This window comes from Pseudomonas sp. Tof1 (assembly GCF_055390395.1).
Genome location: NZ_AP024344.1, coordinates 1,170,200 through 1,187,339, shown reverse-complemented (window position 1 = coordinate 1,187,339; position 17,140 = coordinate 1,170,200). Strand labels below are relative to the sequence as shown.

13 protein-coding genes, 1 tRNA gene and 3 pseudogenes are annotated in these 17,140 nt (G+C 62.7%); 10 read left to right on the top strand and 7 right to left on the bottom strand.

Going from position 1 to position 17,140, the window contains the following annotated elements:
• Positions 1-92: 92 nt before the first annotated feature.
• The 4 genes and pseudogenes from ACZ5KU_RS05380 (at position 93) to ACZ5KU_RS05365 (ending at position 1,530) form a co-directional block, all read left to right on the top strand.
• Positions 93-177, top strand: a tRNA-Leu gene (locus ACZ5KU_RS05380).
• A 94-nt stretch (positions 178-271) separates the two neighbouring features.
• Positions 272-601: a hypothetical protein gene (locus ACZ5KU_RS05375; protein ID WP_464736902.1), complete on the top strand. Its 330-nt coding sequence runs from the start codon at positions 272-274 to the stop codon at positions 599-601.
• 229 nt (positions 602-830) lie between these two features.
• Positions 831-1,127: a type II toxin-antitoxin system MqsR family toxin gene (locus tag ACZ5KU_RS05370; RefSeq protein ID WP_054057289.1), complete on the top strand. Its 297-nt coding sequence runs from the start codon at positions 831-833 to the stop codon at positions 1,125-1,127.
• A 2-nt stretch (positions 1,128-1,129) separates the two neighbouring features.
• Positions 1,130-1,530: pseudogene (locus ACZ5KU_RS05365) on the top strand (type II toxin-antitoxin system MqsA family antitoxin).
• Positions 1,531-1,667: 137 nt separating this feature from the next.
• Here the strand turns inward: ACZ5KU_RS05365 and ACZ5KU_RS05360 are convergent.
• The gene (locus ACZ5KU_RS05360) at positions 1,668-1,940 is read right to left on the bottom strand and encodes a DUF3077 domain-containing protein (RefSeq protein ID WP_054057291.1); all 273 of its coding nucleotides are present in this window, start codon (positions 1,938-1,940) and stop codon (positions 1,668-1,670) included.
• An 859-nt stretch (positions 1,941-2,799) separates the two neighbouring features.
• Between ACZ5KU_RS05360 and ACZ5KU_RS05355 the strand changes: the two genes are divergently transcribed.
• A complete protein-coding gene (locus ACZ5KU_RS05355) occupies positions 2,800-3,867 on the top strand; it encodes a hypothetical protein (protein ID WP_054057292.1) in 1,068 nt (355 codons plus the stop codon).
• A 313-nt stretch (positions 3,868-4,180) separates the two neighbouring features.
• Here the strand turns inward: ACZ5KU_RS05355 and ACZ5KU_RS05350 are convergent, their stop codons facing one another.
• Positions 4,181-4,495, bottom strand: a complete 315-nt coding sequence (locus ACZ5KU_RS05350) for a hypothetical protein (RefSeq protein WP_464737453.1) — start codon at positions 4,493-4,495, stop codon at positions 4,181-4,183.
• On the opposite strand from ACZ5KU_RS05350, the pseudogene ACZ5KU_RS05345 reads away from it, so the two are divergent.
• The 4 genes and pseudogenes from ACZ5KU_RS05345 to ACZ5KU_RS05330 all read left to right on the top strand — a co-directional run bounded on the left by ACZ5KU_RS05345 (position 4,379) and on the right by ACZ5KU_RS05330 (position 9,434).
• Positions 4,379-4,773, top strand: a pseudogene (locus ACZ5KU_RS05345) (NAD(P)H-dependent oxidoreductase subunit E). The gene ACZ5KU_RS05350 and the pseudogene ACZ5KU_RS05345 overlap by 117 nt on opposite strands.
• Positions 4,770-6,331 (top strand): annotated as a pseudogene (locus tag ACZ5KU_RS05340) (formate dehydrogenase beta subunit). The pseudogenes ACZ5KU_RS05345 and ACZ5KU_RS05340 overlap by 4 nt, the downstream one beginning before the upstream one ends.
• On the top strand, positions 6,328-9,216 hold the full coding sequence (fdhF, locus tag ACZ5KU_RS05335; RefSeq protein WP_054061904.1) for a formate dehydrogenase subunit alpha: 2,889 nt from the start codon (positions 6,328-6,330) through the stop codon (positions 9,214-9,216). Before ACZ5KU_RS05340 ends, fdhF begins: the two are co-directional and overlap by 4 nt.
• A complete protein-coding gene (locus ACZ5KU_RS05330; protein ID WP_017904898.1) occupies positions 9,213-9,434 on the top strand; it encodes a formate dehydrogenase subunit delta in 222 nt (73 codons plus the stop codon). The genes fdhF and ACZ5KU_RS05330 overlap by 4 nt, the downstream gene beginning before the upstream one ends.
• Positions 9,435-9,487: 53 nt before the next feature.
• Here ACZ5KU_RS05330 and ACZ5KU_RS05325 read toward each other — a convergent pair whose 3' ends face one another.
• Positions 9,488-10,036, bottom strand: coding sequence for a sterol desaturase family protein (locus ACZ5KU_RS05325; protein ID WP_464736901.1), 549 nt, complete (start codon positions 10,034-10,036; stop codon positions 9,488-9,490).
• 101 nt (positions 10,037-10,137) lie between these two features.
• Complete coding sequence (locus ACZ5KU_RS05320; protein WP_054057296.1) at positions 10,138-10,923, bottom strand: DeoR/GlpR family DNA-binding transcription regulator; 786 nt, start codon at positions 10,921-10,923, stop codon at positions 10,138-10,140.
• Positions 10,924-11,291: 368 nt separating this feature from the next.
• On the opposite strand from ACZ5KU_RS05320, the gene ACZ5KU_RS05315 reads away from it, so the two are divergent.
• Entirely contained in the window at positions 11,292-12,689 is a 1,398-nt protein-coding gene (locus tag ACZ5KU_RS05315; protein ID WP_054057297.1) for an amino acid permease, read from the top strand.
• 92 nt (positions 12,690-12,781) lie between these two features.
• Here the strand turns inward: ACZ5KU_RS05315 and ACZ5KU_RS05310 are convergent, their stop codons facing one another.
• The 3 genes from ACZ5KU_RS05310 to ACZ5KU_RS05300 form a co-directional block, all read right to left on the bottom strand.
• A complete protein-coding gene (locus ACZ5KU_RS05310) occupies positions 12,782-13,996 on the bottom strand; it encodes a phospholipase D-like domain-containing protein (protein WP_416771914.1) in 1,215 nt (404 codons plus the stop codon).
• Between the two features lie 175 nt (positions 13,997-14,171).
• Entirely contained in the window at positions 14,172-14,819 is a 648-nt protein-coding gene (locus ACZ5KU_RS05305; protein WP_054057299.1) for a MotA/TolQ/ExbB proton channel family protein, read from the bottom strand.
• 34 nt (positions 14,820-14,853) lie between these two features.
• The gene (locus tag ACZ5KU_RS05300; protein ID WP_054057300.1) at positions 14,854-17,133 is read right to left on the bottom strand and encodes a TonB-dependent receptor; all 2,280 of its coding nucleotides are present in this window, start codon (positions 17,131-17,133) and stop codon (positions 14,854-14,856) included.
• Positions 17,134-17,140: the final 7 nt, after the last annotated feature.

Genomic DNA, 17,140 nt, shown 5'->3' with positions numbered 1-17,140 from the left:
CAGGGCCGGAAAGTTTAGCGGAATTCGCCAAAATTGACCATGAAAGGCAATTGACCAACGGTAGTCGCGTCTCTATACTTCGCCGCCATTGAGCCCTGATGGCGGAATTGGTAGACGCGGCGGATTCAAAATCCGTTTTCGAGAGGAGTGGGAGTTCGAGTCTCCCTCGGGGCACCAAGATTGAAAAAGACCTTGATTATCAAGGTCTTTTTTTTCGTCTGCAGAAAAGTCACTTGCCATGGCCACCGCGCTCGACGGAGGAAAACGCCTCATGGAATCGCAACTGGAAACCGTCGCCCTGTTTGCCCTCAAGCTGGCCCACGAACGTGACGGCGGGAGCCCGCTTTTGCGGGATGACGTGGTGATGGGCGAGTACCAGAAGGACGTGTTCGAGCTGCTGGTGCGCCAGGGCGACGTCGAGGCGATCCGGGGCAAGCTCAATGCTTGCGTGGCTGTCGCGATGGACGCCGTGGGCGGGACGGACAAGCCCCTGGGGCGTGAACTGCGGCGACTGGCCGATGACTGCAACCAGGTACGGACCACCGCAGACCTCTCGGCACCGCTTGGTTTGCTGAAGGATTACCTGAAAGACATTCAGTGATGAAAAGGCACGTCAGTGCAATAGCTTCATCCAGGATAGCCTCAACTGTGGGAATGAACGTGTCCGCGAAGAGGCCCTAGCTGACTGCACGAAACCCAAATCCCCTTCCAACCCGTCAAATCCTGAAATACACCCCTGGCAGCGCCACCCACACCTTCAGAGTAGTCTTGCCCTCCGAGACACCAACCAAGTTGCCAAATAAAAACCTAGTAGGTTAGTATCTAATCTCATGGAAAAAAGCATCCCTCATTGCAAGCTCTCGATCATCAAAGTCTTGGTCGAGGCGGGGAAGGTACGCACCACACACTCTGCTCGAATGGGTGCGAGTGAGCTGGGGCTGGAACCGTCCGATATGCTGAGTATTGTGATGAACCTGACTGCATCGGACTTTTACAAAAGCATGACCACCCACGCCGATCACACGATCTGGCAGGACGTATACCGTCCCAAAACCCAGGTCGGCGATGTGTATCTGAAACTGACGGTTATCGATGACGTGCTGATCGTATCCTTCAAGGAGCTATGAACATGAAATGCCCTGCCTGTGGTGCGGCAGAACTGCTCCACGACACCCGTGACCTACCCTATACCTACAAGGGGAAAACACCGTAATTACGGCAGTGACGGGGGACTTCTGCCCTGCATGCGCCGAGTCCGTTCTGGATATGATCGAATCAGAACGTGTCATGCGTGAAATGCGCGCGTTCTCGAAACAGGTCAACGCTGCCATTGTCGATCCGGGATTCATTGCCAGCGTGCGCAAAAAACTCTCCCTTGATCAGCGAGAGGCAGCGGAAATATTCGGCGGAGGCATCAATGCCTTTTCTCGATATGAGAATGGCAAAACCAAGCCCTCACTAGCCTTGGTCAAGCTGCTCAAAGTCCTCGACCGGCACCCAGAGCTGCTCGAAGAAATCAGGACAGCCTGAGAAACCTCCAAGCATCAGTAAACACCCAATCCCTGGTAGAAGCAGAGCTTGCTCCGGGCGGCGTTCCGGCGAAGAAGTAAACGCGGCGGACCTGCCGACACCCGCCGCCCAATCCCTATTCGCTGAACCGCGCAGGCCTAAGCCTCAAGCAACATCCCCTGCGTAAGATCATCGATCACCGCCTTCCCCATCTCCCCCAGATAATGCGCCGCCCAGGCATATCGCTCGCCCTCCTTTGCATCCAATGCCGCATCGAGGGACAACGCCTTGGCGCACTGCAGCAACAGGGAAGCATGCTCCATGGCCTCCAGGATCGGCACATCGGCATTGACGCGGAACAGCTCGCGGCCTTGGGAGCCGCAGGTGGAAAAGGTGACGGCACCGAGGGTTTTGATGGGGAATGGGGTCATTGGGCACCTCCGGCGAATGCCTGGGTGCTTGGGATTTGAAACTGAAACTCTTGAGTCGACACGTTCATGCGTTGCTCCTACCTTGATGAAGGAGCTGCACCACTCGTTTCCAGGCGAAGGGTGGCAGCTGTACGCAGGCTGGAAACCGGGAAGATAGGCACCCGGCAGACCCGAAGGCCTCCCGCGCACAGCCGCCATGACACGGACGTGCGGACACAAAAAAGCGCCCACAGTCTAACCATGGTAGCGCCTATGCGCCTATCTTTTGTCTCCCAGGTTTCCAGGCCTGATCGCTGAATTTCCAACGACATTCCGAGCATAGCGGGATACGCGGGGTGCTTCAAAAAGCGTTTGAAGCGAAACATTTCAGGATAAAGAATCGTCACCTCTGCAGTGCCCTTCACCCCGAAACCACCGCAATCATGACGAATCTACAATCGCTCTATAATTCACTGTAATTCGCCCTGAGCAGAAGCATCGTAACGAGCTTTAGCCGAGGAGAGGCACTCTCAAATAGCCATACTTCCTCGATATTGGCTCCAATATGTTTTACAAATTGCGAGCGACTCAGACCTCCGACGAACGACGCTTCTCAGCCCTTGTGCACTCAGGCTCAGGTGATTAGGATGAATGCCGTGTGAAGTGGCTCAATGAGCAACGCAAACCGCTACAACGGCGAGTTTGCAAAAAAACCGCCCTACTAAGGCGGTTTTTTTTCGCCTCGTTTCCAGGTATCAGCCATGAGCATAGCCCGCCGTACACGTCGGCAACCTTCCTGACATTCCGACGCCCACACTGGACCCGATAATGTCGCTTCAGTAGCATGCCCCTCTTCCAATCCGCCAGCCAGGGATGCTCAATGCCGGTTCTTGCCTCCGCCCCTTCACGCCTGTTGACCACCACGACCCTGCTGCTATCAGCCCTGCTGGCAGGCTGCAGTGTCAACGGCACCTACCCGGATGCCACGGAACCGGACGCCGCGAAGCTGCGTTTCGTCGCCAACACCTCGAACGCCACCCTCGACTACTTCGACGCCGAACACTGCGACGGGCAAACCACCGGCATCCTCAACAACATGCTGATGGGCGACACCAAGCGTCGCGCCGGCATGCTCAGCACACCACCGAAGGACGCCCGGGGCTACCTGGAAATCAAGCTCAAGCCCGGCCAGGAAACCCTGTTGCGGGTCAACACCCACGAGGGCTATTCGGTCTGTGGCAACGGCATCAACTTCAAGCCCGAGGCCAATGCCGAATACGAGCTGACCTTCGACTCCGGCAAGGGTCAATGCCGTACCCGCCTGCAAAGGGTCCGGATCATCGACGGCAAGGAACAACGCACGCCTGTGCTGCACCTGGGCAAGGGCCTGCCCGCCTGTGCCGGACGCAATCCGATATTCCCCAAGCCGCCGGTGGCCCTGCCGGACACGCCACACCGCCTGGAACTGATGAACCGGATCATCGACAGCAGCCTGATCCCGAGCATGCTGCCCTCCCCGGAAGATGCCAGCAAGACGCCGCTGGCGATGGCCAAGGTCGACAACCTGATCGCCGAGCGCAAGGCCAAGCTGGGTTTCACCCTGCCGGACGACTACTGGGCCCTGTATCGCCAGAACCTCCAGGCCTTCGACGCCGAATCCGCACAGCGCAAGGCACTGACCCTGCAGCGCTACAAGGATGAGTACCTGTCGCGCCTGCGCCCGTTGAAGGATGCGGAGCTGGAAGAGTGGGCCAAGCCGGAAGACAAGTCGGCCAAACCGACCAACAAGGCCGCGTTCGAACAGTACAAGTCGATGACGCTCTACTACTTCGAGGCCGGCAAGCAAGTGACGCTGGAGATCATCGAGCATCACCTGGACCGGATGGCGCAGATGGACCAGCGTTACGGGGTGTGCGAGCGCTACAGCGAATGCTGGAGAAGCTTCTGACGAGACACGTCGCGGCCCATCCGGACAACGACTGGGTGGGCCATTTCGATCGGCTGACGCCCCCTGGCCAATCCCCGCCCCGGCAACGGTCGATACCGGCGCCGGGCCACGAAGCCCCGGCCCATTGCAGGGGCTGCCCGCCCCCTGTGCCCATGACACCCGCCTGAAACGCCCCCTTCTATACTCAATGGCAGTCGCGGAAAGAACCGTGCAAGTCGCTTTGGTGCCGATAAAGCCGGGGCGCCATGGCAATCTGGACTTTATGCCCTGAAGAGGTGCGGCAAAGACCGCACCGGGCCAAAAAGATGCCCGCTCAGGGTGCCTGGCCACCGGACATGCCACGATGCCGTGACGTGGTGTGAATGCCGCAGCCGACACTTTCGGACAGCCGACGACCTCGTGGCATGTCCGTAGCCGTGAGGATTGCCGTATGCCTGATGAGACGTTGCACCTGCCCCTGGTCAACCGCCTGCTGGAACGCCACAAGGGCTCCCCGGGCGCGCTGCTGCCGATTCTTCATGAAATCCAGGAAGGCATCGGCTATATCCCCGATGTCGCCATCCCCGAAATCGCTCATGCCCTGAACCAGAGCCAGGCCGAGATCCGTGGGGTGATCAGCTTCTACCATGACTTCCGTACCTCCCCCCGGCCCGGCACATACTGCGCCTGTGCCGGGCGGAGTCCTGCCAGAGCCGTGGTGCCGAACAGCTCGCGGCACAGCTGCGCGAGCGCCTGCAACTGGACGACCACGGCAGCAGCGCCGACGGGCGCATCAGCCTGCGTCCGGTGTACTGCCTGGGCGCCTGTGCCTGTTCACCGGCCCTGGAGCTCGATGGCCAGGTGCACGCACGGCTCAACGCCGAGCGCCTGGATGCACTGCTCGATAGCTGCCGGGAGGACGCATGATGCCTAACCTCTATCTACCCGCCGACTCCCTGGCCCGCGCCGTCGGCGCCGATGAAACCGCCGCAGCCATCACGGCCCGGGCCAGTGCAGGCAATCTGCAGTTAGATCTGCAGCGCACCAGCTCGCGCGGCCTTTACTGGCTGGAGCCGCTGCTGGAAATCGACAGCCCGCAGGGCCGCCTCGGCTTCGGCCCCGTGACCGCCGCCGATGTCCCCTCACTGCTCGACGCACTACAGGGCGAACCGTCGGCCCACCCCCTGGCCCTCGGGCTGGTGGAAGAATTGCCTTATCTGAAAAGCCAGCAGCGCCTGCTGTTCGCCCGCGCCGGTATCACCCGTCCTCTGTCGGTGGAAGACTACCGGGCCCACGGTGGCTTCGAAGGGCTGGCCCGGGCCATCGCCATCGGCGGTGAACAGACCGCTACCGCCGTGTTCGATTCAGGCCTGCGCGGCCGCGGTGGCGCAGCCTTCCCCGCCGGGATCAAATGGCGCACGGTCCGCGCTGCCCAGGCGACGCAGAAGTACGTGGTGTGCAACGCCGACGAAGGCGACTCCGGTACCTTCGCCGACCGCATGCTGATGGAAGGCGACCCCTTCCTGTTGATCGAGGGCATGACCATCGCCGGCCTCGCGGTCGGTGCCAGCCAGGGCTACCTCTATGTCCGCTCGGAATATCCACAGGCGGTGTCGACACTGCGCCAGGCGCTGGACATCGCCCGCGAGGCCGGCTACCTCGGTGCCGATGTACTGGGTAGCGGCCAGGCCTTCGACCTCGAGGTCCGGGTCGGCGCCGGCGCCTACATCTGCGGCGAGGAAACCGCCCTGCTCGACTCCCTCGAAGGCAAGCGCGGCATCGTCCGCGCCAAGCCTCCCATCCCGGCGCTGCGCGGACTGTTCGGCCAGCCGACGCTGGTGCACAACGTACTCACCCTGGCGTCGGTCCCGCTGATTCTGGCCAAGGGCGCACAGTTCTACCGCGACTACGGCATGGGTCGTTCCCTGGGCACCCTGCCTTTCCAACTGGCCGGCAATGTCCGTCATGGCGGCCTGGTCGAGCGGGCCTTTGGCCTGACGCTGCGCGAACTGGTGGAAGGCTACGGTGGCGGTACCGCCAGTGGCCGGCCACTGAAGGCGGCCCAGGTAGGCGGCCCCCTTGGCGCCTGGGTCCCCCGGAGCAGTTCGATACACCGCTGGACTACGAAGCCTTCGCCGCCATCGGCGCAATGCTCGGTCACGGTGGTGTGGTGGTGGCGGACGACAGCCTGGACATGGCCCGCATGGCGCGCTTCGCCCTGCAATTCTGCGCCGAGGAATCCTGTGGCAAGTGCACACCCTGCCGCATCGGCTCGACGCGCGGCGTGGAAGTGATCGATCGGCTGCTGGCAGCCCCCGACCAGGGAAGCCGCGATGAACAGGCGATCATCCTCAAGGACCTGTGCGACACCCTGCAATACGGTTCGCTGTGCGCATTGGGCGGCATGACCCCCTATCCGGTGGCCAGCGCCCTCAAGTATTTCCCCGCCGACTTCGGTCTGCAGCCCTCGGAGGCCGATCAATGATCACTCTCTTCGATCCGAAAACCGATATGGACCTGGGCACCCCGGCCCGCGACAGCCAGGTGCAGGTCACCCTGAACATCGACGGCCAGAGCATCAGCGTGCCCGAAGGCACCTCGGTGATGCGCGCGGCAGCCATGCTCGGCACCAGCATTCCCAAGCTGTGTGCCACCGACAGCCTGGAACCCTTCGGCTCCTGCCGCCTGTGCCTGGTGGAGATCGACGGCATGCGCGGCTACCCGGCGTCCTGCACGACGCCCGTCAGCGAGGGCATGGTGGTCCATACTCAGACGCCGAAACTCGCGACACTGCGCCGCAACGTCATGGAACTGTACATCTCCGACCACCCACTGGACTGCCTGACCTGCTCGGCCAATGGCAACTGCGAACTGCAGACCGTCGCCGGCCAGGTCGGCCTGCGGGAAGTGCGCTACGGCTATGAAGGCGACAATCACCTGGCCGACACGAAGGACACCTCCAACCCCTATTTCGACTACGACCCGAGCAAGTGCATCGTCTGCAACCGTTGTGTACGCGCCTGTGAAGAAACCCAGGGTACCTTCGCCCTGACCATCACCGGGCGCGGCTTCGAATCGCGGGTCGCCGCCGCCGGCGGCGAAAATTTCCTCGACTCGGAATGCGTGTCCTGCGGCGCCTGCGTGCAGGCCTGCCCCACTGCGACCCTGATGGAAAAAAGCGTGGTCGAACTGGGCCAGCCCGAGCATGCCGTCATCACCACCTGCGCCTACTGCGGCGTCGGCTGCTCGTTCCGCGCCGAGATGAAGGGAGACCAACTGGTACGCATGGTTCCCGACAAGAACGGCCAGGCCAACCACGGCCACTCTTGTGTCAAGGGACGCTTTGCCTGGGGCTACGCCACCCACCCGGATCGCATCACCAAACCGATGATCCGCAAGCACATCGACGACCCCTGGCAGGAGGTCAGCTGGGATGAGGCGGTCACCTACGCCGCCAGCGAGTTCCGCCGCCTGCAACACAAATATGGTCGCGACGCCATCGGCGGCATCACCTCCAGCCGCTGCACCAACGAAGAAACCTACCTGGTGCAGAAACTGGTACGGGCCGCCTTCGGCAACAATAACGTCGACACCTGCGCACGCGTCTGCCATTCGCCCACCGGTTATGGTCTGAAGCAGACCCTGGGCGAGTCGGCGGGGACCCAGAGCTTCGACTCGGTGATGCAGGCCGACGTCATCCTCGTGATGGGAGCCAACCCCAGCGACGCCCACCCGGTCTTCGCCTCCCAGCTCAAGCGCAGCCTGCGCCAGGGTGCCCGGCTGATCGTCATCGATCCCCGGCGTATCGATCTGGTGGACTCCGTACATGCGCGTGCCGAACTGCACCTGGCCCTGCGCCCGGGCACCAACGTCGCCATGCTCAACGCGCTGGCCCATGTCATCGTCACCGAGGGCCTGCTCGACCAGGACTTCATCGACGCCCGTTGCGAAGGCGCTGATTTCACCCGCTGGAAAGAGTTCGTCAGCCGCGCGGAAAACTCGCCGGACGTGCTCGGGGTCATCTGCGGCGTAGCTGCCGACGACATCCGCGCTGCCGCCCGCCTCTACGCCAACGCCGACAACGCGGCCATCTACTACGGCCTGGGCGTGACCGAACACAGCCAGGGCAGCACCTCGGTCATGGGCATCGCCAACCTGGCCATGGCCACCGGCAATATCGGCCGCGAGGGCGTCGGCGTGAACCCGCTGCGCGGGCAGAACAACGTGCAGGGTTCCTGCGACATGGGCTCCTTCCCCCATGAGCTGCCCGGTTACCGGCATATCTCCAACGCAGCGGTGCGCAGCCAGTTCGAACAGGCCTGGAACGTCACCTTGCAACCCGATCCGGGCCTGCGCATCCCCAACATGTTCGAGTCCGCCCTGGCCGGCCACTTCAAGGGCCTGTACTGCCAAGGCGAGGACATCGCCCAGAGCGACCCGAATACCCAGCACGTCACCGCAGCGCTGTCGGCCATGGAATGCGTGGTGGTGCAGGACATCTTCCTCAACGAAACCGCCAAGTTCGCCCACGTGTTCCTGCCGGGCAGTTCGTTCCTGGAAAAGGACGGCACCTTCACCAACGCCGAGCGCCGCATCTCGCGGGTGCGCAAGGTCATGGAACCGCTGGGAGGCAAGGCCGACTGGGAAGGCACCGTGGCCCTGGCCAACGCCCTGGGTTACCCGATGAACTATCAGCACCCGTCGCAGATCATGGATGAAATCGCCAGCCTGACGCCGACCTTCACTCACGTCAGCTATGCGGCCCTGGAACGCCACGGCAGCCTGCAATGGCCGTGCAACGACGCGGCACCGAACGGCACACCGACCATGCACATCGAAGAGTTCGTGCGTGGCAAGGGGCGCTTCATGATCACCGGCTACGTGCCCACCGAGGAAAAGGTCAACAGCCGCTACCCGCTGCTGCTGACCACCGGCCGCATCCTCAGCCAATACAACGTCGGCGCCCAGACCCGGCGCACCGAAAACGTCGCCTGGCATGATGAGGACCGCCTGGAAATCCACCCCACCGATGCCGAGAGCCGGGGCATCAGCGAAGGCGACTGGGTCGGCATCGGCAGTCGTGCAGGCCAGACCGTGCTGCGGGCACGGGTGACCGAGCGGGTTGCCCCGGGGGTGGTGTACACCACCTTCCACTTCCCGGAGTCGGGGGCCAACGTCATCACCACCGACAACTCCGACTGGGCCACCAACTGCCCGGAATACAAGGTCACTGCCGTCGAGGTCAGCCGCGTCTACCAGCCTTCGGAATGGCAGAAACGCTACCAGGCGTTCAGCGACGAGCAGCAGCGCCTGCTGGAGGAACGCCGCCAGGCACGCGAAACCGGAACCCGAGCGGAGGTCCGCCGATGAGCACCGACAACCTGATCAAGATGGCCAACCAGATCGCCCAGTACTTCTCCAGCGAACCGGATCCGCAACAGGCCGTGCTCGGCGTGCGCAATCACCTGCAGATGTTCTGGACACCCGGCATGCGCAAGGAATTGCTGGCCTGGCAGATCGAGCACCCGGGTGCTGAGCTGCATCCGCTGGCGCGGGCAGCGGTCAGTGGGGCGGGTTGGGAGGCCTAGGAAGGCACTGGCCCCCTGGCCTGTGAGAGCAGGCCAGGGGGCATTCCACAAGATTACATCTCGGCATCAGCCTGCAACGGGCTAGCAGCCTGGACGCGGCGGGCCTCATCGCTGGCGGCATGATCGAGACGAATGCGCACGGCCTGTCGCGACTCGCGCAACTGCCGTTTCAGCGTTCGCAACGGCGGCGCATAAAGAAAGCCGAACGACACACTGTTCTCACGCCCCTTCACCGCATGATGCAGCAGGTGCGCCTGATACAGGCGCTTGAGGTAACGATTGCGTGGTCGCGGCCGAAACGGCCAGTAGCGATGCACGATGCCGTCATGCACCACCACATAGATGATCCCGAAGGCTGCCACACCGGCACCGATCCACTGCAAGGGATCATGCCCGCTGTTCCCCGCCACGATCAGGCTCACAGCCACCGCCGCCAACACCAGCAGATAGATATCGTTGGTCTCGAAAGCCCCCAGGTGTTCCTCATGGTGCGAGCGGTGCAGGAACCAGCCCCAGCCGTGCATGACGTACCGGTGCGCCAGGTAGCCGACACCTTCCATCGCGACGAGGGTGCAGAGGAACAGGGCAAGGTGGGTCATCATGGAACGCCGTCGACTCGCAGGAACATCGGAATGCAAAGCGGGTGAGAAGCCGCCAGCATACCTTGCCGGAGACGAAAATCGAGCGCTGGAACGACGAGCACTCAGATCTGCGCCTGCACCACCTCGATCCCCAACCGTCGATAGGCCTCGACATCGTCCATCAGATGCTGCTCGGTAATCATCGTCTGCAACCGCGCACAAGGTCCCACTACAAAAGGCTCCACCGCACCGAGCTTGTCCGCCGTGGTGACGGCCACCACATGGGAGGCGCTGTCGAGCAGCGCCTGCTTCACCGCCAGTTCCTCGTAGCGCGCACAGCTGATGCCGACTTGCGGATGAATCGCGCAGACGCCGGTAAACAGCAGGTCCGCCTTGATCCCCTGGATCAGCCGCACCGCCTCATGGCCGTCGACCGCCATGGTGGCGGGGTTCAGCGTGCCACCGGCAAGAATCACCGTGACGCCCTGATGCTCGGCCAGGGTCATGGCAATCATCGGCGAACAGGTGACGGCGGTGATGGACAGGCCCGCCGGCAATGACTGGGCGATCTGCAAGGTGGTACTGCCGGAATCGAACAGGACGATCTGCCCCTCCTCGATCCGTCGCACCGCCAATTGGGCCAGATGCCGTTTCACCTCGTTGGTCTCGGCGATCCGGGTGAAGTAGTCCTTGCCGGTGTCCTTGGGCCGGGGCAAGGCACCGCCATGCACCCGTTGCAACAGGCCGGCCTGGGACAGTTCGGCCAAGTCCCGGCGGATGGTGTCTTCAGACACCGCGAAATGCAGACTCAAGTCCGAAGCCATGACCTTGCCGTCGCGCTCCAGCAACAGCAGGATCTTCTGCCGCCGCACAGGGGGCAATTCGGAGGAGGAATGGTGGTTTTGCATGACTTCGCCTGACTATGCATGTTTATGCCGAATTCAACAGAACTATATATCAGCGCCCCATTCGATCAAGCAAAAACACGACAACGACGGCGCAGGCACTCACACCAGGAGAAAGCCAATCACATGGCAATCCCTGCAGCATTTACCGGATACGGCAGCCAATATCGTCAATACTTTCAGCATCTGTACCATTTGGCTGTCGAAAACCTCCGAATCAGTGCCTAATTTGCCCTCGAACCCGCGTAATACTTGAGCCCCCCATCTTCGGGATTTAATATCCACGCCGCTTATGTCGAGCACTCAGTACCGGTTGCAGACCTGATCCACTCAGGGCCCCGCTGAGAAGAAAAACTAGAGAAGGTGAAGCAATGACGGGTGAAAACCTGACACCGGGTTTGCTCAAGCGCGGCTTGAAAAACCGCCATATCCAGCTGATTTCCCTGGGTGGGGCGATTGGTACCGGGCTGTTCCTCGGCTCCGCCGGGGTGCTTAAGTCGGCGGGTCCGGCAATGATCCTGGGCTACGCGATCTGCGGTTTCATCGCTTTCCTGATCATGCGCCAGCTGGGCGAGATGATCGTCGAGGAACCGGTCGCCGGCTCCTTCAGCCACTTCGCCCACAAGTATTGGGGCGGTTACGCGGGCTTTCTCTGTGGCTGGAACTACTGGGTGCTCTACGTGCTGGTGGGCATGGCCGAACTCACCGCAGTGGGCAAGTACGTGCAGTTCTGGTGGCCCGAAATCCCGTCCTGGGTCAGCGCGGCAGTGTTCTTCGTGCTGGTCAACCTGATCAACCTGACCAACGTGAAGACCTTCGGTGAAGCCGAGTTCTGGTTCGCGATCATCAAGGTGGTGGCCATCGTCGGCATGATCGCCCTTGGCGGCTACCTGCTGGTCAGCGGCGCCGGCGGTCCGCAGGCCACGGTCAGCAACCTGTGGAGCCATGGCGGTTTCTTCCCCAACGGCGTCAGCGGCCTGCTGATGGCGCTGTGTTTCATCATGTTCTCCTTCGGTGGCCTGGAGTTGGTGGGCATCACCGCCGCCGAGGCCAGCGAGCCGCGCAAGGTGATCCCCAAGGCGATCAACCAGGTGGTCCTGCGCATCCTGATCTTCTACGTCGGCGCGCTGACCGTACTGCTGTCGCTGTATCCGTGGGACCAACTGCTGGTCACCCTCGGCGCTTCCGGCGACGCCTACAGCGGCAGCCCGTTCGTGCAAATCTTCGCCCTGATCGGCAGCGATACCGCGGCGCAGATCCTCAACGTGGTGGTCCTGACCGCCGCCCTGTCGGTGTACAACAGCGGCGTGTACTGCAACAGCCGCATGCTGTTCGGCCTGGCCGAGCAAGGCGATGCGCCGAAGTCGCTGCTGAAGCTGAACAAGCAGGGCGTGCCGGTTCGTGCCATCGGTGTGTCGGCGCTGGTCACCCTGCTCTGCGTGGTGGTCAACTACGTCGCCCCCCATGAAGCGCTGGAGCTGCTGATGGCGCTGGTGGTCGCGTCGCTGATCATCAACTGGATCGTGATCAGCCTGACCCACCTGAAATTCCGCAAGGCCATGGAGCAACAGGGCGTGGTGCCTGGCTTCAAGGCGTTCTGGACGCCGCTGAGCAACTACCTGTGCCTGGCCTTCGTCGCGCTGATCCTCGGCGTGATGCTGATGATCCCGGGCATCGCCGTGTCGGTCTACGTGATGCCGGTGTGGGTACTGTTCATCTACGGGCTGTACCGCCTGCGGGTGGCGAAGGGCTCGCCGCGCACGGCCTGATCATCTGCCTGAAGAACAAGGGGACCACACGGTCCCCTTTTTTGATCGTGCCCAGCCAGCGGCGCAGCCTGTGACAGCCGCCACAGTAGCACTCAAGGCGTCCCCGGATGCGGCGGTGGATAATCCCGCGCCACGTCCAGCGGCCAAGCGTAGGGCCCATCCCACAACTGCTCGTGCAAGGCGCCGATGCGCTCGGCCATCGCCTTGTCGTGCATCACCACTTCGAGGTTGCGCGAGTTGTCGAGGTAGCCGCCCAGCCAGTTGCTGGTGCCGACCCAGGCCACCTGCCCGTCGATCTCCAGGGTCTTGCTGTGGATAACCCGCGCGTAGGGAATGAAGCCCTGCGGGGCCTGGGGCAAGGTCACGATCTTGACCTGGACGTTGGGCAGTACCGCCAGGCTCTTGAGGTAGGCGACTTCCGGCGCGCCGGTGTTCCAGTCGGAGACCATCAGCTTGATCGCAACACCCCGGGCCGCCGCAGCGCGCAGCGCGTTATCGATCACTGGATAGTACGGGCGGGTCTTGTCCGGCCCGTAGGACAGCGGCGCATAGTCGAGCAGTTGCACCCGTACCTCATGCTGGGCCTCGGCCAGCAGGCGCGGCAGTTCCTGTTGTGAATCGCCGACACCCGGCGGGTTGTAGCGCTGCGGGCTGGCGACCAGGTAATTGCCGCTGCGCGCCGGCTCCTTGCCGGCCTTGGGCAACGGCACCGGTTTTTTCTCGCTCAGAGCGGCCTGGGCATTCCAGTCCTGGTCGAAGATCGCCTGAACCTGGCCGACGAGGGTTTCATCAGTAATACGCAGGCCGGTTTCATGAATGTGCTCCAGCGAGCGCCAGTCGAAATTCTGGCTGCCGACGAAAGCCTGCCTGCCATCCACCACCATGTATTTGGCGTGGATGATGCCGCCGCCCACGTGGGCATAGGGCAGCACACGGAAGGTCAGGTGGGGGATCTTGCGCAGCCGCTCCAGGGTGGCCTGATCGGAGAGCCTGAGGCCCTTCTCTTCCAGCAGGAAACGGATCTTCACTCCGCGCTTGCCGGCGGCCTCGAGGCTTTCGATGACCTTGTCCATCACCGAGCCGGGGTGGTCGGCGGCATAGAACTGGCCGATATCGATGCGGCTTTTGGCACCGTCGAACAACTCGATCCATACCGGGCCAGGCTGGCGCAGGTCGGGGCTGGCGAGTTCGGTGGCCAAGGGCACAGTGTGCACCAGCTCGATACCGGGAATGGAGAAATCCGCCTGGACCAGCGGACTGAGCAACAGGCCGAGCGTGGCGGCCAAGGCGACGCGCAGGCGCGTCATGGGATAATTCTGAGTGAGTGACATGATGGCCTCGTACAGGAAGATCTGACGCAGCGTGCCTGAGGACTGCAGCCGCCAGTCATTCGATACCTGGCCGGCAGAAGCGCACGCGAGGCATCCGGGCAGGCGTTCCCACGCGGGAGCGCGGGAACGATCGACACCGGATGCCGGGGGCTCAAGCCCTTTGCAGCTGCGCAGGGCTGCTGGCCCGCTGCGGCACTTCATCCTGCACACGGGCACCGGTCGCCGCGCGGATCAGCAGCATCTTGAGCTGGTCGTTGAGGCGCTCCAGGCTGTCCTGGAAGAAGTTGTGGAACACCACGCAGAACAGCGCGATGGCGATCCCCAGCCCGGTGGCGAACAGTGCCGTGCCGATGCCCCCGGAGATCTGCCCCGGGTCGGACACGCCGGCACTGGCCAGCGCCTTGAAGGTATCGATGATGCCGAGGATCGTGCCCAGCAGCCCCAGCAGCGGCGCCGCCGTGGTGATGGTCTCGATGATCCACAGGCTGCGGGCCAGCGGTGCGCGGCTGGCCAGATACTGGGTGTCGATCACATCGTCCAGGTCCTTGCGCGTACCGTGGCTGGCCTTCTGCGCCAGCACGGCGCTGGCCATGTCCAGCGGCAGGCTGTCGCGGCGGGTCAGTTCCGGCGGCAGGTCCTTCTCGCTGTGCACATGGGAGCCCAGGGCCTCCATCAGCCCGCGGGCCTGGCGGCGGACATAGGCGAAGTAGATGGCGCGCTCGATGGCGATGAAGATCGCGATCGCCAGGGCGGCGTACATCACATAGAACGTGATCTCGTGAAGCGTGTTCATGTCCATTGGCGGGTTACCTCTGTAGCGGATGGGACAGACATCAGAAATTCGCCTCCAGCGAGACGGTCACGGTGCGGTCCAGGCCGACGATGTAGGCCGGGTCGCCATCGCGGAAACCGCCGTAGGTCGCCGAGTTGGTCTTGGTGGTGTACACGCCGTCCAGGTACTTCTTGTCGAACAGGTTGTCGACGTTCAGGCGCAGGGTCGCGTCCTTGACCACCTTCTTGTCCACCGGCAGGTAGATACCGGCGCCGAGGTTGAACACGGTGCGCCCGGAGATCGCCTCGTCGTTGGTCAGGTCGCCATACAGCTTGCTGGTGTACTTGCCCCCGAAGGTGCCGTAGAACAGGCCGTCGTCGTAACCGATGTTGGCCGCCAGCATGTTCTTCGGCACGTTGGCGAACTGCTTGCCAGCGGTCGGCAGCAGGATCGCCTTGCCGGCGTTGTAGACGGTCAGATCGTCCTTCTGCTCGGCCCGGGTGTAGGTGTACGAGGTGTAGAAGTTGAAGTGATGGGGCAGCAGGCCGCTCCACTCCAGTTCCAGGCCCTTGTTGTCGACGTTGCCGGCGTTGATGTCGGCGAAGTCGCCGTTGATGTCCTTGGACGACACCTGGCGGTTCTCGAACTGCATGTAGAACAGGGTCGCGGCGACGGTCATGTCGTCCTTGGTGTAGCGCCAGCCCAGTTCGTGGTTCCAGCTGGTTTCCGGCTTGGCGTCGATGGAGCCGGCGCCCTTGTCGTACAGCACGTAGTTCTGCGGTACGCGCATGTTGCGCGACAGGCTGTAGAACAACTGGTCGTACTCATCGAGCTGATATTTCAGGCCGGCGTTGGGCAGCAGCTTGGTATAGGTCTGGTTGCGCTTTTCCGGTTGCTCGGTGAGGCTGCCATGGTTGGTGCCGTCCCGCTTGACGTTCATGTAGGCCAGGCCGGCGACCAGGGTCCAGTCCGGGGTGAAGTACCAGGTGTCCTGGGCCCAGACCTTCTGTGCCGGGGTCACGGTGAAGCGGTCGCGCCCCTGCACGGTGTTGCCGTTGGCATCGACCACGTAGTCGGAATCCGGCCAGATGCTCTCCGGCTTGCCGTTGGACTTGATGCGGATGAACGGCTGGGTCTGGCTCTGGCGGGCGCGCTCGTACCAGTAGCCGAACTGCAGACTGTGGTCGCCCAGGTCCCAGTTCAGCTTGGTGGTGATGCCTGGACGCCAGGTCTGGGTCCGCGACGGCCGGTAGTACACGCCATTGTTCGGTGTACCGTCAGCGTTGTACTGGGCGCCAGTGGGCAGGTTGCTCAGGTCGAACACGCCACCGGCGTTCGAACCGCTGTTGAGGGCATAGGCCGAACTGCCGACACCACTGCCGTTACCCCAGTAGTAGTACGGGATCACCGACAGCGAGAGATTGTCGGCCAGCTTGAACTGGGTGTTGAGCACGCCGGTGAAGGTCTGGAACGGGTTCAGTGCCAGGCCGTAGTAGCTGTTGATCTTGCCGTTGCTGCCCAAGGCCGGCGTCTGCGGATACGGGTCGTAGCTGCGTCCGTACTTCTGGAACTGCGCCTTGGTCAGCTGGCTGTAGCTGGTGTTTTCCTGCTCATGGTACTTGAGGATCAGGTTCGCGGTGTTGCCGCCGCCCATGTCGAAGAAGCTGTTCCACTCGACCTTGTCGGCACGCTCGGCACCTGCGCCGCGCCACTTCTGGCCTTCGGTGTGGGAGACCGACAGCCAGTTGCTCAGGCCGTTGATTTCACCGGTGTTCAGGCGGGCGAAGGTCTTGGTGGTGGCATGGCTGCCGACCACCTGCTTGACGAAGGCGCCGGTTTCCTTGGTCGGGCGAATGGTCACCACGCCGATGTTGCCGCCGCTGGAACCGATGTGCGGGCCGTCGGCCTCGGAAGAGCCCTGGGTGACGAAGATCTGTTCGATGTTCTCCGGGTCGCCCAGCAGGTTGGCGTACAACGCGTAGTTGCCGGAGTCGTTGATCGGCATGCCATCGATGGACATGCCGACCTGGTCGGAGTTGAGGCCGCGCATGGTGAAGCGGAAGCTGCCCAGGCCGGTGGCGTCTTCACTGGAGATGTTCAGGCCCGGGGTGTACTTGAGCTTGTCGATGGCGTTGCCGGTGGCGGTCTGCTTGTCCAGCGCCTCCTTGGTCACGGTGGAGCGCCCCTTGATGCTGTCCTCCTGGACCATGTAACCGCCGCCCGCGGTCGCCTTGCCCTGCACGCCGATCACGCCGACGTCGCTGGCGGTGGTGTCGGCCATGGCCATGCCGTGGCCCATGCTCGCGGCAACGAGTGCCAGATGAATCCTTGTAAACCTCATCACTCTA

Excerpts from the sequence above, each read along its gene's own strand:
- ACZ5KU_RS05375 (WP_464736902.1), top strand. The coding sequence starts at position 272 with ATGGAATCGCAACTGGAAACCGTCGCCCTGTTTGCCCTCAAGCTGGCC.
- ACZ5KU_RS05330 (WP_017904898.1), top strand. The coding sequence starts at position 9,213 with ATGAGCACCGACAACCTGATCAAGATGGCCAACCAGATCGCCCAGTAC.
- ACZ5KU_RS05350 (WP_464737453.1), bottom strand. The coding sequence starts at position 4,495 with ATGGTAGAAGCTGATCACCCCACGGATCTCGGCCTGGCTCTGGTTCAG.
- ACZ5KU_RS05325 (WP_464736901.1), bottom strand. The coding sequence starts at position 10,036 with ATGATGACCCACCTTGCCCTGTTCCTCTGCACCCTCGTCGCGATGGAA.
- ACZ5KU_RS05370 (WP_054057289.1), top strand. The coding sequence starts at position 831 with ATGGAAAAAAGCATCCCTCATTGCAAGCTCTCGATCATCAAAGTCTTG.
- ACZ5KU_RS05355 (WP_054057292.1), top strand. The coding sequence starts at position 2,800 with ATGCCGGTTCTTGCCTCCGCCCCTTCACGCCTGTTGACCACCACGACC.
- ACZ5KU_RS05300 (WP_054057300.1), bottom strand. The coding sequence starts at position 17,133 with ATGAGGTTTACAAGGATTCATCTGGCACTCGTTGCCGCGAGCATGGGC.
- ACZ5KU_RS05305 (WP_054057299.1), bottom strand. The coding sequence starts at position 14,819 with ATGGACATGAACACGCTTCACGAGATCACGTTCTATGTGATGTACGCC.
- ACZ5KU_RS05310 (WP_416771914.1), bottom strand. The coding sequence starts at position 13,996 with ATGACGCGCCTGCGCGTCGCCTTGGCCGCCACGCTCGGCCTGTTGCTC.
- fdhF (WP_054061904.1), top strand. The coding sequence starts at position 6,328 with ATGATCACTCTCTTCGATCCGAAAACCGATATGGACCTGGGCACCCCG.
- ACZ5KU_RS05315 (WP_054057297.1), top strand. The coding sequence starts at position 11,292 with ATGACGGGTGAAAACCTGACACCGGGTTTGCTCAAGCGCGGCTTGAAA.
- ACZ5KU_RS05360 (WP_054057291.1), bottom strand. The coding sequence starts at position 1,940 with ATGACCCCATTCCCCATCAAAACCCTCGGTGCCGTCACCTTTTCCACC.
- ACZ5KU_RS05320 (WP_054057296.1), bottom strand. The coding sequence starts at position 10,923 with ATGCAAAACCACCATTCCTCCTCCGAATTGCCCCCTGTGCGGCGGCAG.